Here is a 12,790-nt window from a genome sequence, read left to right as displayed (position 1 = left end):
CGACGCTACGCTCCCGACCCGGACCTCGCGAGGGGCACCTCCTGCGAGCTTGCCGAGACGTGGGGGGTCGACGACATCCGTCGCCTGACGGTCAGCCCGTGGCGGCGCGGGCGGCCGCTTCGACGCGGTCGTGGTGTCGACGCCATCCGTCGGCGTCGCGGTCGGGCACGTTCGGGTCGGCGGGACCGTTGCCGAGGCCTCCGTCGATCAGCTCGCGGACGACGTCGGCGTGGCCCGCGTGCCGCGCGGTCTCGACGGTCAGGTGCACGAGGATCTGGTGCAGCGTGACGGCACGGCGGTCGGGTCCCCACCAGGGGACGTCGCCCGGGGCGTCCAGCGACAACGCCCGGACCGTCTCGTCGGCGTGGGCGTTCGACCGCTGCAGGAGATCCACGACGAAGGCGCGGCTCTCGTCGGGTGTCGCCCACAGGTCGGCTTCGGGCTCGCTCTCGTCGGTCAGCCACGGCGTCTCGATGCCGCTCGGTCGACCGAAGACGTCGCCGAGGTAGCCGAGCTGCACGGTGGCGACGTGCTTGACCAGCCCGAGCAGGTTGGTGCCGCTCGGCACCAGCGGGCGACGGACGTCGTACTCCGACAGCCCGACGAGCTTGCGCACCAGGTCGTCGCGCGAACGGGTCAGGTACCGGCTGAGGTGTTCCTTCTGGTCCATGCCGACACTCTGCCCGTCGCCGCGCCCCCCGTCCACCGGCGGACCACCCCCGGGCAGGGCCGCCGGGAGGGGGCGACCTACTGCACCGCCGCCGTGAGACGCGCGACGTTGTCGAGCACCTGCAGGGGAGCGGGCCGCGTGAGCCAGCCCGCGAGCGTGATCTCGTGCGACTTCTCGCGGTAGTCCGCCTCGATCTCGCGGACCTGGTCGACGAAACCGGCTCCCCGCACCATGAGCGACACCTCGAAGTTCAGGCTGAACGATCGCATGTCCATGTTGCTCGACCCGATGACCGCCACGTCGTCGTCGACCGTGAAGTGCTTCGAGTGCAGCACGATCGGCTTCTCGTAGAGGAAGATGCGCACGCCGGCCCGCAGCAGCGTCTCGTAGTACGACCGCTGGGCGTGGTAGACGAGGAACTGGTCGGCGACCTCGCAGGCGAACAACTGCACGTCGACGCCGCGCTCGGCGGCCGTGGTGATGGCGTAGAGCATCGATTCGTCGGGCACGAAGTAGGGGCTCGCGATGATCAGCCGTTCTTGTGCGCCGTAGACCAGGGCGTTGAAGAGCCGCAGGTTGTTCTCACCGTCGAACCCGGGCCCGCTCGGCACGACCTGGCACTCGTAGGCGTCGTCGCCCGAGCGGCGTTCGACGAGCGGCTCGGCCTCGGCGTCGGTGGGCAGCTCGTCGGTCTCGCTGTACCAGTCGGTGATGAAGAGGGCGTTCAGGCCCACCGCGGCGGGCCCGTCGACGCGCACCATGAGGTCCTTCCATTGCAGGCCCCGCCGGATGTTGCCCCGCTTGTTGTAGCTGGGGTCGGTCATGTTCTGCGACCCGGTGAAGGCGACGTCGCCGTCGACGACCACGATCTTCCGGTGGTTGCGCAGGTCGGGTCGCCGCCACATGCCCTTCGTGGGGTGGAACGGCAGCATCTCCTCGAAGCGGATGCCGGCGTCCCGGAGCCAGGTGCGCGTCACGCGGCCCTGCGGGTTGCGGATCGTCGCCCAGTGGTCGTAGAGCACGCGGACCTTGACCCCGCGGTCGTGGGCCCGCTTGAGGGCGTCGAAGAAGAGGAAGGTCGACTCGTCGCGCGTGAGGATGTAGAACTCGACGTGGACGTACCGCTCGGCCGCGTCGACCGCCTCGGTCATGGCCGCGATCGACCCGGCGTAGTCCGGCAGCAGTCGGGCCGTGTTGCCGGGGATCAAGGGCATGGCGCCGAGCGTGCGGTTCAGCTGGACGACCGTGCCGAACCACGGCGGCTGGGTGTCGGTCGGCACGCGGTTGTCGAGGCCCTGCGTGTTCTCGAGGATGAGCGAGTTGATCTCGCGCTGTTTGTCCCGCCGATCCTTCGGCAGCTTCGTGCTGCCGAGCAGGCCGTAGAGGACGCTGCCCGGGATCGGCGCGACGAAGATCGCCATCAGCCAGGCCATGGCCGAGCTCGGACGCCGGTTGCGCGGCACGACCGCCACCGACACGATCCTGATGAGGATGTCGACCACCAGGATCACGGTCGGGAACGCCTTGAGGAGCTTGCGCCAGGTCATCCGCCGATCATCGCAGGTCGAGGCCCTGCGAGGCCGCCCCCGTTCGCCCCGGCGTCTCCACGGCGCCGGGGCCGGTCAGCGGCCGCTGCCCGCCAGGCTCGCCGACTCGCCCTCGGGGGCCGTCGCGAGGTAGCAGGTCACCTCGCGGTCGCCGGTGGCCCAGGTGTCCTCGGTCGGCGTGAAATAGCCGTAGTCGAGGGCCGAGTCCTCCCAGGTCGACCCGACGTAGTCGTCGAAGGCCTCGTAGCAGGCGTCGTCGCCGAGCCGCGTGACCTCGTCGTCACCGGGGAACGCGGCGTCGTCGAGGTTCGGCTCGGCGAAGACCTCGAAGTGGTGCACCTCGCCGCAGGCGGTCACGTCGACGAAGGTCTGCATGTCGTCGTCGACGCCGTTCGTCATGTCGAAGCAGTCCCCGGTGGTCAGCTCGGTCACGAGCTCGGACCCGGTCTCGACGATGCCACCCTCGCCGCCGTTGGCCTGGTAGAGGGCGAAGGACACCCCGCCGAAGGCGATGACGCCGACCGCGCCCAGCACGCCGAACAGCACGCCTCGCGACCGCTTAGGAGCCGGGACGGCCGCCACGGCACCGGGTGTGAACGCCTGCGGCGAGGGCCAGGCCGTGCCCAGGCGCGACTCGGGCGGGACCAGGGCGGCCCAGCGCCGCACCGTGGCCGAGGCCGCGTCGAGCACCGCGGACGTCGCCTCACCGACGCCGACGCCGAGGGGGTCACGTCGCCGCTGGTCGAGGGGCGTGGGCCCCGACGCGTCGATGCGCAGTGGCACCGCGAACCAGTGCGATCCGTCGTGCCCCAGGTCGAGGAACTCGGTCGCGCCCAGCCGGACGCGCAGCATCTCGGGGTGGCCGGCTCCCGGGACGTCGACGGCGCCGGTCGGGTAGTCGCTGGGCAGGACGCGCATCTCGAGCGGCCCGAACCGCTGCACGAGTCCCTCGGCCACGACGGACACGGGGGTCGCCCCCGAGGGTCCCGCGGTCGTCGTCTGGTCGTCTGGTCGGTCCACGAGGTCCCCCTGCTGCTGCGCGCACCGCATCCCGCGGCGGCCGTCGAGGGATGTTACCGGCACCCGGCGCGACGGCAGCAGCCCCCCGTCGGCGGGCCAGGGAGGCGGGCGTGCCTCGGGGCGCGAGCCGGCAGGGCCGGGCCGCACCGCGCCTCCTATGCTCGGGGGATGTCGTCCGGTCACCCGAGTCCGCCCCGCGCCGACGTCGACCTGGTCGTCGTCGGCGGAGGAGCCATGGGCCTCGCGACGGCCTGGCAGGCCGCGTCGCGCGGTCACGAGGTCGTGCTCGTCGAGCGGTTCGAGCAGGGGCACCACCGGGGTGCCTCGCACGGCGCGACCCGCAACCTCAACGTCGCCTACGACGACGCCGACTACGTCGCGCTCGTGCAGGAGGCGCGGGTGCGGTGGGACGCGCTGGCCGACGAGACCGGCACCCCGCTCCTCGACCTCGTCGGGGTCGTCAACCACGGCCGCCCGGCGATGCTCCGCCGCATGAGGGCCCTGCACGTCGATGCGGGCGTCCCCAGCGAACTGGTCGCCGCCGAGGACGCGGGGGAGCGGTGGAGGGGCATCCGCTTCGAGACCGAGGTGCTGCACGTGCCCGGCAGCGGACGCATCCGCGCCGCCGAGGCCCTGGTGGCCCTCGCCCGGGCGGCGACGGCCCACGGGGCGCGACTGCGCTGGTCGACGCCGGTCACGGGCCTACACGTCGAGGGGCCCGAGCGCGTCCGGGTCGTCACGGCCGACGACGAGATCGTCGCCCGGCGCGTGGTGGTGACGGCGGGCGCGTGGACCGAGGACGTCGTCGGCGGCCTCGTCCGCCTCCCTCGGCTCACCGTGACGCAGGAGCAACCCGCGCACTTCGCCGTGACCGACCCCGAGGCCGTGTGGCCGAGCTTCAACCACCGTCCCGATCCCGACCGTCCCGCCGAGTCGTGGTGGCCGAGCGTCGTCTACGGCATGCTCACGCCGGGCGAGGGCGTCAAGGCGGGCTGGCACGGAGCCGGCCCCGTCGTGCACCCCGACCGCCGGTCCTTCGAGCCCGACCCCGAGCAGCTCGAGCAGTTGCGGCGCTACGCACGGGAGTGGCTGCCCGGCGTCGACGCCGAGACGGCGGACCCGATCAGCTGCACGTACACGACGACCGACGACGAGGACTTCGTGCTCGACCGGGTCGGTCCCGTCGTGGTGGGGGCGGGCTTCTCCGGACACGGCTTCAAGTTCACGCCGCTCGTGGGGTCGATCCTCGTCGACCTCGTCGAGGGCGGCGAGGCCCCGGCACGGTTCCGCCGGCTGGGTCGACCGTGACCCGCCGGGCCGCGACGATCCGCGGCACCGTGGCGGGCCAGCCCTTCGTACGCCGGGGGAGCGGCGGAGCCACGATCCTGTTGCCCGGGGTCGGGCCGGGCCGCCACCACCCCACGACCTGGGATCGCACCCTGCTGCGGCTCGAGACGGCGACACTCGTCCGAGAGGTCGACCTGTGGACGCTCGGCCGTCGCCGTGGGCTGCCCGAGGGCACCACGATGAGCGACCTCGCCGACGACGTGGCCCGGGCCGTAGCCGAGATCGGTGACGAACCGATCGACGTGGTCGGCACCTCGACGGGCGGCAGCATCGCCTTGCAGCTGGCCGTCGACCACCCCGAGCTGGTGCGGAGACTGGTCCTCGTGTCGGCCGCCCACCGGCTGGGCGACGGCGGGCGCGAGGCCCAGCGGCGCACCACCGAGCGCCTCCGGGCCGGCGACGCGCCAGGTGCCTCGGCCGCCATGCTCGGTCAGACGACCACCGGCGTCCCCGCCTCGAACGCCCTGCGGCGCCTCGGACGCGTGGCGCACCACGTCGTCGTCGGCGACCGGCACGACGACCTGGTCGTGACGCTCGACGCCGAGGACTCGTTCGACGTGGGCGACCGCCTCGGCGAGGTCACCGCGCCGACGCTCGTCGTGGCCGGGGGCGCCGACGGCTTCTACCCGCTCGACCTCGTGGCACGCACCGTGGCGGGCCTGCCGGACGCGACGCTCGCCGTGCACCCTCGGTCCGGTCACCTCGGCCTGGGTTCGCGCGGGGTCGCGCGCGAGGTGCTCGCCCACCTGACCCGCGCCTCCTGACGCCCCGATCGTCACGGGCACCGGGCGATCGGCAGATCGGCTCGCAACGGGGAATGTGCCGGTCGGACCGGCGAGTCCGCCCGCCGCGAGGTCGTTCGTCACCTACCATCCGAGCATGGCCGACAACGTGCAGACCGCGAGCGTCGGGGGCATCGCACCCCTCGACGACGACGTCACGTTCCACCGGCGCCGTGTGACGTTCGTCGCACCCCTCGACGACACCGTCCCCGAGCCCTCCGCTCGCCCGGACCAGCAGGAGCACCACCCCGTGAACCAGACCCTCGCCCCCGTGGCCTCCCTCGACCAGGCGGACGTCACCCCCGAGCCCGCGACGCCCCGAGCACCCCGCCCCGTCTCGATCCCCTCGCACCGTGCCGACGTCGTCCTCGACGACGTCGTGCCCACCGACGCCTTCGAGGCCCGCCCGGCGAGCGTGGCCCGCCACTCGGTCGACACCTCGGCGATCACGCTGCCGGTGCTCGCCGTGTCGGTGCCCGACGACCTGCCCCAGCCTCCCGAGCGGATGACGCTCGACGACGAGGTCCTCGCCCGCCTGGTCGAGAAGCGCCTCGAGGACACCGCGACGATCGACCTGATGGCCGTCGTCCAGGCCCAGCTCGCCCTGCGCCAGGTCGAGGCCGCACGCTTCGCCTCGTGGGAGGACGAGATCACCCGTGTCGGCACGGACGAGGCGGCCCGCGCACTCGAGGCCACGCGCCTCCGCTTCACCGGGGTCGTCCCCGTCGTGCCCCCCGGCGCGATCCGCGAGGCCCGTCCCGTCGTCGAGGCCGGGCACGCGCCGGACGCCCCGCTCGCCCCCGGCTCGGACGACGACCGCCCCACGGCCTCCGCCCCGGCCTCGTCCCCCGTCGTCGTCCCGTCGACCGGCCCCCGGCCCCTCGTCCGCGAAGCGGGCGAGACGGGCGCCGCGGCCGAAGTGGCCGAGCCAGCCGACGAGCAGGCAGCAGTCGACGAGCAGGCAGCAGCCGACCAGGAGGCGCTGGTCGCGCCGACCACGTCGGCCTCCGCCACGCAGGCGGTCGCCTCCGCCCCCGTCCCGCCCCTCCTGCGCCGTCCCCTCGCGCTCGTGGTCGCCGCCACGGCCGCCCTGGTCGTCGTCGCGGCCGTCGTGCTGGCCTTCGTCCCGGCCCTCGCCGTCGCCTCGGCCGTCCTCGCGACCGTCGGCGTCCCCGTCGCGACCGGCCTCGTCGGCCTGACCGCGCTCGCGTCGGTCTCGACCCGCCCCGACGACGCGACGCGCGTCGCCCGCCGCGGTCCGATCGGCGTCGTGGCCGGTGTCGTCGTCGGCACCGTCCTGGGCTTCGGGCTGCTGCTGAGCGACCTGGGCTCGTTCGCGTGGCAGGGCTTCCTCGTGCGCGCCGTGGGCCTGACCGGTTTGTCCACGTCCGTCTCGGTCGTCGTCGCCCTGCTCGGCGCCGCGGTCGTGGCGTTCATCGTCGCGGTGATGATCACGGGGTTCCGCTCGACGGCTCGCGACTAGGCTGTCGAGGTGTCCACCCTCGCATCGGTCAACTCCGTCATCGAACGTCTCTGGCCTCTCGCGGGCGCCTCGTCGTGGGACTCACCCGGCCTGGTCGTCGGTGATCCCGACCAGCCCGTGACGCACGTGCACCTGGCCGTCGACGCCGTGCTCGACACCGTCGACGAGGCCGTCGGCATGGGCGCCGACCTGCTGCTCGTCCACCACCCCCTGTTGTTCCACGGCGTCTCGACCGTCGCCGAAGACACCACCAAGGGCGCCGTCGTCGCGCGGCTCGTCCGGGCCGGGTGCGGCCTCGTCGCCGCCCACACCAACGCCGACGTCGTCGAGACCGGCACATCGCGCGTGCTCGCCCACCAGCTCGGTCTCGTCGAGCAGCGACCGATCACCCCGGGCACGACCGAGGGCACGGGCCTCGGCATCGTCGGCCGTCTGCCGCACGCGATGACCCTCGTCGCCCTCGCCCGCCAGCTCGGTGACGTCTTGCCCCCGACCGCGTCGGGCATCCGCGTGGCCGGTGACTCCGACCGCGTCGTCGAGACGGTCGCCCTCTGCGCCGGTGCCGGCGACTCACTGCTGGCCGACCCGGCGGTGCTCGCCGCCGACGTGTACGTCACGAGCGACCTGCGCCACCACCCCGCCTCCGACGCCCGCGAGCTCATGAGGCTCGGCCGCGGCCCCGCCCTCGTCGACGTGTCGCACTGGGCGGCCGAGTGGCTCTGGCTCGACACGGCGGCCGAACAGCTCCGCCGCGAGTTGCACGACGTCGAGGTCACCCTCAGCGACCTGCGCACCGACCCGTGGGACTTCGCCGTCGTGCAGTGAGCACCCCGAGCCGTCCCCGGCGACGACGGCGCGTCGTGACCCGCGAGACCTCGCGACCCGCGCCTCCTCGTCGCCCCGTCCCCGCCTCCCCCCGACCCCGAGAAGAGTCCCCATGCCCCTGATGAAAGCCAGCTACGAGCACCAGGCCCTGCTGCTCGACCTGCAGCAACTCGACACCGCGTTGCGACAGATCGCGCACAAGGGCGCCAACCTGCCCGAGATCGCCGTCCTCGCGTCGCTCGAGGGCGACGGCTCGCGCCTGCGCAGCCGCCTCGCGACCGAGCAGGGTGCGTGGGAAGACGCGCAGAGCGAGCTCAAGCGCATCGAGTCCGACGTCGCCGTCGTCGAGGCGCGCGTCGCCCGGGACGAACAGCGCATCGCGTCGTCGTCGTCGACGAAGGACGTCGCCGCCCTCGAGGGCGAGCTCGCCGCACTCGCCAAGCGTCGCTCCGACCTGGAAGACCTCGAGCTCGAGGTGATGGAGCGCGTCGAGAGCCTGGGCGCCGTCGCCGCGGTGACGCAGGGCGAGCTCGACCAGCTCGACACCCGCCGCGTCGACGCCGAGACCGGGCGCGACGCCAAGCTCGCCGAGCTCGAGGCCGACCGGGCCGAGGTCGTCGCCAACCGCGAGACGATCGCGGCGACGGTGCCCGCCGACCTGCTGGCCCTCTACGAACGTCAGCGTGACCGCTACGGCGTGGGTGCGTCCCTGTTGCGCGGCGGCGTGTCGAGTGCCAGTGGCGTGGCCCTCACCGGCAGCGACCTGGCGGCCGTGCGCGCCGCGGCCGAGGACGACGTCGTGCTCTGCCCCGACAGCAACGCCGTCCTCGTCCGCACCTACGAGTCGGGCATCTGACCCCTACCGGTGCCCCGCTGGCCCCACGGCACCACGGGCGGGCGCCGCACCGCTAGGCTCGGTGTCGCGAATGGGTCGACAAGACGGTCGCGTCGGCGGGTGCGAACCCGCCGCCGAGGAACGTCCGGGCTCCACAGAGCAGGGCGGTGGGTAACACCCACCCGGGGCAACCCGCGAGAAAGTGCAACAGAGAGCAGACCGCCACGGGTCGCACCCTCGGGTGCGACACGGGGTAAGGGTGAAACGGCGGTGTAAGAGACCACCAGCGGCTCGGGTGACCGGCCGGCTATGTAAACCTCGCCCGGAGCAAGGTCAAAGAGGGGACGTCGAGGCTGCTCGCCGAGTCCCCGGGTAGACCGCTAGAGAGCTGCGGCAACGTAGTTCCGAGAGAGATGGCCGTCCATGGTGCTTCGGCACCGGGACAGAACCCGGCGTACCAGTCGGCCCATTCGCCTCACGCGAGAAGACCCCGGGTCAGGAGGCGCGCCTCCTGACCCGGGGTCTCGTCGCGTCGGTCGTGCGTCGCCTCAGAAGGCCGGATTCGATTCGGCGGCCAGGGCGGCGGCACCCATGATGCCGGCGTTGTTGCGGAGCTTGGCGGGGACGATCTCGGCCCGCAGGTCGAGCAGCGGCAGGAACTCGTCGTGGTGCTTCGAGACGCCGCCCCCGACGATGATCAGGCGCGGGTAGAGCAGGGCCTCGAGGTGCGAATAGTACTTCTGCAGGCGCTTCGCCCAGTGCTTCCAGCTGAGGTCGTCGCGCTCCTTCGCCGCGAACGAGGCCTTGGTCTCGTAGTCCTTGCCACCGATCTCGAGGTGCCCGAGCTCGGCGTTGACGATGAGCACGCCGTCGTTGATCAGGGCGGTGCCGATGCCCGTGCCGAGCGTCGTCATGATGACGAGGCCCTTGACGTCCTTCGCGGCGCCGAAACGCGTCTCGGCGTAGCCGGCGGCGTCGGCGTCGTTCACGAAGTGGATGCCCCGGCCGAGCGTGGTCTCGAAGAGCTTCTCGGCCTCGAAGCCGATCCACTTCTTCGACACGTTGGCGGCCGAGAGGGTCTTGCCGTCCATGATGGCGGCCGGGAAGCAGACGCCGACCGGCACCGAGGCGTCGTCGAGGCCGAGTTCGTCGACGATCTGCTGGACGACCGCGACGATGGCGTCCGGCTCGCCGCCCTCGGGGGTGCTCTTCTTGATGCGGTCCGAGAGGAGCTCGCCACTGTCGAGGTCGACGATCGCCCCCTTGATGCCTGTGCCGCCGATGTCGATTCCCACTGCGGTGCGTGCCATGGGTGGTCCTTTCTCAGGAGAGCGTGAGGATGTCGGCACCGCGTTCGGTGACGACCAGGGTGTGCTCGAACTGGGCCGTGAGGCTCTTGTCGCGGGTGGTGACGGTCCAGTCGTCGTCCCAGACGTCGGCGTCGATGCCGCCGAGGGTCAGCATGGGCTCGATGGTGAACACCATGCCGACCTCGATGACGTCGTCGTACTGCGGGGCGTCGTAGTGGGGGATGATCAGGCCCGAGTGGAAGGCGCGCCCGACGCCGTGGCCGGTGTAGTCGCGCACGACGCCGAGGCCGAAGCGCTTGGCGTAGGACTCGATGGCCCGACCGATCACGTTGACCTGACGGCCCGGGGCGACGGCTTTGATGCCGCGACGCAGTGCCTCGCGGGTGCGGTCGACCAGCTCGACGGTCTCGGGTGCGGCGTCGCCGACGACGAAGGTGCGGTTGAGGTCGCCGTGCACGCCGTTCTTGTAGGCGGTGATGTCGATGTTGATCAGGTCGCCGTCGACGAGGACGGTGTCGTCGGGGATGCCGTGGCAGATGACCTCGTTCACCGAGGTGCAGACCGACTTGGGGTAACCGCGGTACCCCAGGGTCGAGGGGTAGGCGTCGTGCGCGACGACGAACTCGTGGGCGACGCGGTCGAGTTCGTCGGTGGTCACGCCGGGGCGGAGGGCGGCCTCGACCGCGTCGATGGCCTGCGAGGCGATGCGACCGCTCTCGCGGATGAGCTCGACGGTCGCGGCGTCGTAGACGTCGCCGTCGGTGTACTCGGCGGGGGCGGCCTTGCCGACGTACTCGGGTCGGGTGATCGACGGGGGGACCGGACGCTGCGCTGAGATCCGGCCCGGGGTCAAGAATCCGTGGGAGTCCCGGGGCATACGATCAAGCTTAGGGGGAGCGCGACGGGCTCGCGTTCTCCACAGCCGCACCGAGAGGACGACACCATGGCCGAGTTCTGGTTCAACACGAAGACGCACGAGGTCGAAGAGGGCAAGGTCTCGCCGGCCGTCGACCGGGCCGGGCCCTACGCCACGCGCGACGAGGCGGCGCGGGCGATCGAGACGATCAAGGCCCGCAACGCCGCCCTCGACGCCGAAGAGGCCGCGAACGACTGACCGGATCGGGCGTCCCGTCGGCTGATCGTCGACGGGACGCCCGGGCGTCAGACGGTCGTCGGCCGGTAGGTGATCGGCAGGCGGCGGTCGCGACCGAAGGCCATGCCCGAGATCTTCGGGCCGATGGCCCCCTGGCGGCGCTTCCACTCGGACCGGTCGACCAGCTTCGTGATCTCGGCCACCGTGTCGGCGTCGTAGCCGAGCGCGACGACGTCGGCCGCCCCGAGCGCGTTCGTGATGTACCCCTCGAGGATGCCGTCGAGCACCTCGTACGGCGGCAGTGAGTCCTCGTCCTTCTGGTCCGGACGCAGCTCGGCCGACGGCGGTTTCGTGATCGAGTTCTCGGGGATGGGCGCGGTCTCGCCGATCGACTCCGCGTAGGCGTTGCGCCACCGGGCGAGCTCCCAGACCATCGTCTTCGGGACGTCCTTGATCGGTGCGAACCCGCCGACCGAGTCGCCGTAGATCGTCGAGTAGCCCACGGCCAGCTCGGTCTTATTGCCGGTGGTCAGCACGAGGTGGCCGTGCAGGTTCGACAAACCCATCAGCACGAGCGCCCGGGCGCGGGCCTGCACGTTCTCGGCGGCGAGGCCCGTGAGGTGCAACTGGTCCTCGAACGGCGCGACGAGGTCGGCGATCGGCTCGGTCGAGTACCGCACGCCGATCCGCTCGGCGACGTCGTCGGCGTCGCTGCGGCTGTGCTCGCTCGACCACCGGCTCGGCATCGAGACGCCGTACACGGCGTCGGCCCCGATGGCGTCGGCGGCGATCGCCGCGCACACGGCCGAGTCGATGCCGCCCGAGAGCCCGAGGATCACGCTGCGGAACCCGTTCTTCCGCACGTAGTCGCGGGTGCCGAGCACCAGGGCGTTCCAGAGCTGCTGCCGATCGTCGGGCAGTTCGGCGACGTCGCGTTCGATCGTGGGCGAGGAGGCGCGGCCCGCGTCGGCCCCGGAGCCACCGGCACCGTCCTCGGTCGTCTCGGTCGCCGCCTCGAGTTCGACTCGGCGGATGCCCTCGGGCAGCTCGGTGTCCGTGGCCGGTTCGGGGTCGAGGTCGACGACCAGCAGGTGCTCGTCGAACTGCGGGGCCCTGGCCAGGATCGTCCCGTCGCCGTCGACCACCACGCTGTCGCCGTCGAAGACCAGGTCGTCCTGACCGCCGACGATGTTCACGTAGGCCACCAGGGTGTCGTTCTCGACGGCCCGGCGGGTGACGAGCGGGAGGCGCACCTCGTCCTTGTCGCGGACGAACGGGCTCGCGTTGATGACGAGGAGCAGACCCGCGTCGGCGTGCAGCACGCGCTGGACCGGGCCGCCGTCGCGCCAGAGGTCCTCACAGATCACGAGGGCGACGTCGACGCCGCCCACCCGGACGACGAGCAGCTCGTCACCGGGGATGAACACGCGGTACTCGTCGAAGACCGAGTAGTTCGGCAGGTGGTACTTGGCGGTGGTCGTCACGACACGCCCGCCCTGCAGGACGCTCGCGCAGTTCTTGGCGATGGCCGTGGGGGCGTTGCTCGTGCCCAGCAGTCGGGGCTCGAACGGGCCGTCGGCGTGACCGACCACGACCGGCAGGTCGCCCAGGCCCTCGGCCTCGAGGGTCTCGGCCAGGACCTCGACGGCGTGCCGACTGGCCTGCAGGAAACTCGGCCGGCTGGCGAGGTCTTCGATCGGATAGCCCGTGACGCTCATCTCGCCCGCGGCGAGCAGGTCGGCACCGGCGGCGCGGGCCCGACGGGCCGCCTCGACGATCTGGGCGGAGTTGCCGGCGAGGTCGCCGACGACGGGGTTGGTCTGCGCGAGCGCCAAGCGGAGTCGGGGCATGTCCACTACCGTAGTGGCGGAGCAGAAA

Annotated in this window: 12 protein-coding genes and 1 other RNA gene; 7 read left to right on the top strand and 6 right to left on the bottom strand. The window is 72.2% G+C overall.

From position 1 onward, the window contains the following. Positions 1-91: 91 nt before the first annotated feature. The 3 genes from SJY14_RS10155 to SJY14_RS10145 all read right to left on the bottom strand — a co-directional run bounded on the left by SJY14_RS10155 (position 92) and on the right by SJY14_RS10145 (position 3,237). Positions 92-670: a DinB family protein gene (locus tag SJY14_RS10155; RefSeq protein WP_396598813.1), complete on the bottom strand. Its 579-nt coding sequence runs from the start codon at positions 668-670 to the stop codon at positions 92-94. 77 nt (positions 671-747) lie between these two features. Beyond that, positions 748-2,217, bottom strand: a complete 1,470-nt coding sequence (gene cls, locus SJY14_RS10150) for a cardiolipin synthase (protein ID WP_396598812.1) — start codon at positions 2,215-2,217, stop codon at positions 748-750. A 75-nt stretch (positions 2,218-2,292) separates the two neighbouring features. Beyond that, positions 2,293-3,237 (bottom strand): septum formation family protein, encoded by a 945-nt coding sequence (locus SJY14_RS10145; RefSeq protein WP_396598811.1) that lies wholly within the window; start codon positions 3,235-3,237, stop codon positions 2,293-2,295. A 168-nt stretch (positions 3,238-3,405) separates the two neighbouring features. On the opposite strand from SJY14_RS10145, the gene SJY14_RS10140 reads away from it, so the two are divergent. The 6 genes from SJY14_RS10140 (at position 3,406) to rnpB (ending at position 8,982) form a co-directional block, all read left to right on the top strand. Further along, positions 3,406-4,545 (top strand): FAD-dependent oxidoreductase, encoded by a 1,140-nt coding sequence (locus SJY14_RS10140; protein ID WP_396598810.1) that lies wholly within the window; start codon positions 3,406-3,408, stop codon positions 4,543-4,545. After that, entirely contained in the window at positions 4,542-5,348 is an 807-nt protein-coding gene (locus tag SJY14_RS10135; RefSeq protein WP_396598809.1) for an alpha/beta fold hydrolase, read from the top strand. The genes SJY14_RS10140 and SJY14_RS10135 overlap by 4 nt, the downstream gene beginning before the upstream one ends. A gap of 115 nt (positions 5,349-5,463) precedes the next feature. Next, positions 5,464-6,849, top strand: coding sequence for a hypothetical protein (locus tag SJY14_RS10130; RefSeq protein WP_396598808.1), 1,386 nt, complete (start codon positions 5,464-5,466; stop codon positions 6,847-6,849). A gap of 9 nt (positions 6,850-6,858) precedes the next feature. Further along, the gene (locus SJY14_RS10125) at positions 6,859-7,674 is read left to right on the top strand and encodes a Nif3-like dinuclear metal center hexameric protein (protein WP_071253507.1); all 816 of its coding nucleotides are present in this window, start codon (positions 6,859-6,861) and stop codon (positions 7,672-7,674) included. Between the two features lie 112 nt (positions 7,675-7,786). Then, positions 7,787-8,530 (top strand): zinc ribbon domain-containing protein, encoded by a 744-nt coding sequence (locus SJY14_RS10120; RefSeq protein WP_177174732.1) that lies wholly within the window; start codon positions 7,787-7,789, stop codon positions 8,528-8,530. Positions 8,531-8,601: 71 nt separating this feature from the next. After that, an RNA gene (gene rnpB / locus SJY14_RS10115) (RNase P RNA component class A) lies at positions 8,602-8,982 on the top strand. Between the two features lie 75 nt (positions 8,983-9,057). Here the strand turns inward: rnpB and ppgK are convergent. Both ppgK and map read right to left on the bottom strand, forming a co-directional pair. Beyond that, positions 9,058-9,819 carry a polyphosphate--glucose phosphotransferase gene (gene ppgK / locus SJY14_RS10110; RefSeq protein WP_054146000.1) on the bottom strand — a complete coding sequence of 254 codons (762 nt, stop codon included), beginning with the start codon at positions 9,817-9,819 and terminating at the stop codon, positions 9,058-9,060. A 13-nt stretch (positions 9,820-9,832) separates the two neighbouring features. Continuing rightward, on the bottom strand, positions 9,833-10,696 hold the full coding sequence (gene map / locus SJY14_RS10105; RefSeq protein WP_396598807.1) for a type I methionyl aminopeptidase: 864 nt from the start codon (positions 10,694-10,696) through the stop codon (positions 9,833-9,835). Positions 10,697-10,762: 66 nt separating this feature from the next. On the opposite strand from map, the gene SJY14_RS10100 reads away from it, so the two are divergent. Next, positions 10,763-10,933, top strand: a complete 171-nt coding sequence (locus tag SJY14_RS10100) for an SPOR domain-containing protein (RefSeq protein WP_123570143.1) — start codon at positions 10,763-10,765, stop codon at positions 10,931-10,933. Positions 10,934-10,980: 47 nt separating this feature from the next. On the opposite strand, the gene SJY14_RS10095 is transcribed toward SJY14_RS10100, so the two are convergent. Beyond that, positions 10,981-12,762 (bottom strand): NAD+ synthase, encoded by a 1,782-nt coding sequence (locus tag SJY14_RS10095; RefSeq protein ID WP_396598806.1) that lies wholly within the window; start codon positions 12,760-12,762, stop codon positions 10,981-10,983. Positions 12,763-12,790 lie beyond the last annotated feature (28 nt).

Source organism: Frigoribacterium sp. R86507, assembly GCF_044597695.1.
Taxonomy (GTDB): domain Bacteria; phylum Actinomycetota; class Actinomycetes; order Actinomycetales; family Microbacteriaceae; genus Frigoribacterium.
Note: the sequence above shows the minus strand (reverse complement) of the source record. Positions and strands in the feature narration are given on the sequence as shown.

What these genes read in the sequence shown, in the direction of transcription:
- SJY14_RS10100 (WP_123570143.1), top strand. Translation starts at nt 10,763, where the DNA reads ATGGCCGAGTTCTGGTTCAACACGAAGACGCACGAGGTCGAAGAGGGC.
- cls (WP_396598812.1), bottom strand. Translation starts at nt 2,217, where the DNA reads ATGACCTGGCGCAAGCTCCTCAAGGCGTTCCCGACCGTGATCCTGGTG.
- ppgK (WP_054146000.1), bottom strand. Translation starts at nt 9,819, where the DNA reads ATGGCACGCACCGCAGTGGGAATCGACATCGGCGGCACAGGCATCAAG.
- SJY14_RS10140 (WP_396598810.1), top strand. Translation starts at nt 3,406, where the DNA reads ATGTCGTCCGGTCACCCGAGTCCGCCCCGCGCCGACGTCGACCTGGTC.
- map (WP_396598807.1), bottom strand. Translation starts at nt 10,696, where the DNA reads ATGCCCCGGGACTCCCACGGATTCTTGACCCCGGGCCGGATCTCAGCG.
- SJY14_RS10155 (WP_396598813.1), bottom strand. Translation starts at nt 670, where the DNA reads ATGGACCAGAAGGAACACCTCAGCCGGTACCTGACCCGTTCGCGCGAC.
- SJY14_RS10095 (WP_396598806.1), bottom strand. Translation starts at nt 12,762, where the DNA reads ATGCCCCGACTCCGCTTGGCGCTCGCGCAGACCAACCCCGTCGTCGGC.
- SJY14_RS10120 (WP_177174732.1), top strand. Translation starts at nt 7,787, where the DNA reads ATGCCCCTGATGAAAGCCAGCTACGAGCACCAGGCCCTGCTGCTCGAC.
- SJY14_RS10130 (WP_396598808.1), top strand. Translation starts at nt 5,464, where the DNA reads ATGGCCGACAACGTGCAGACCGCGAGCGTCGGGGGCATCGCACCCCTC.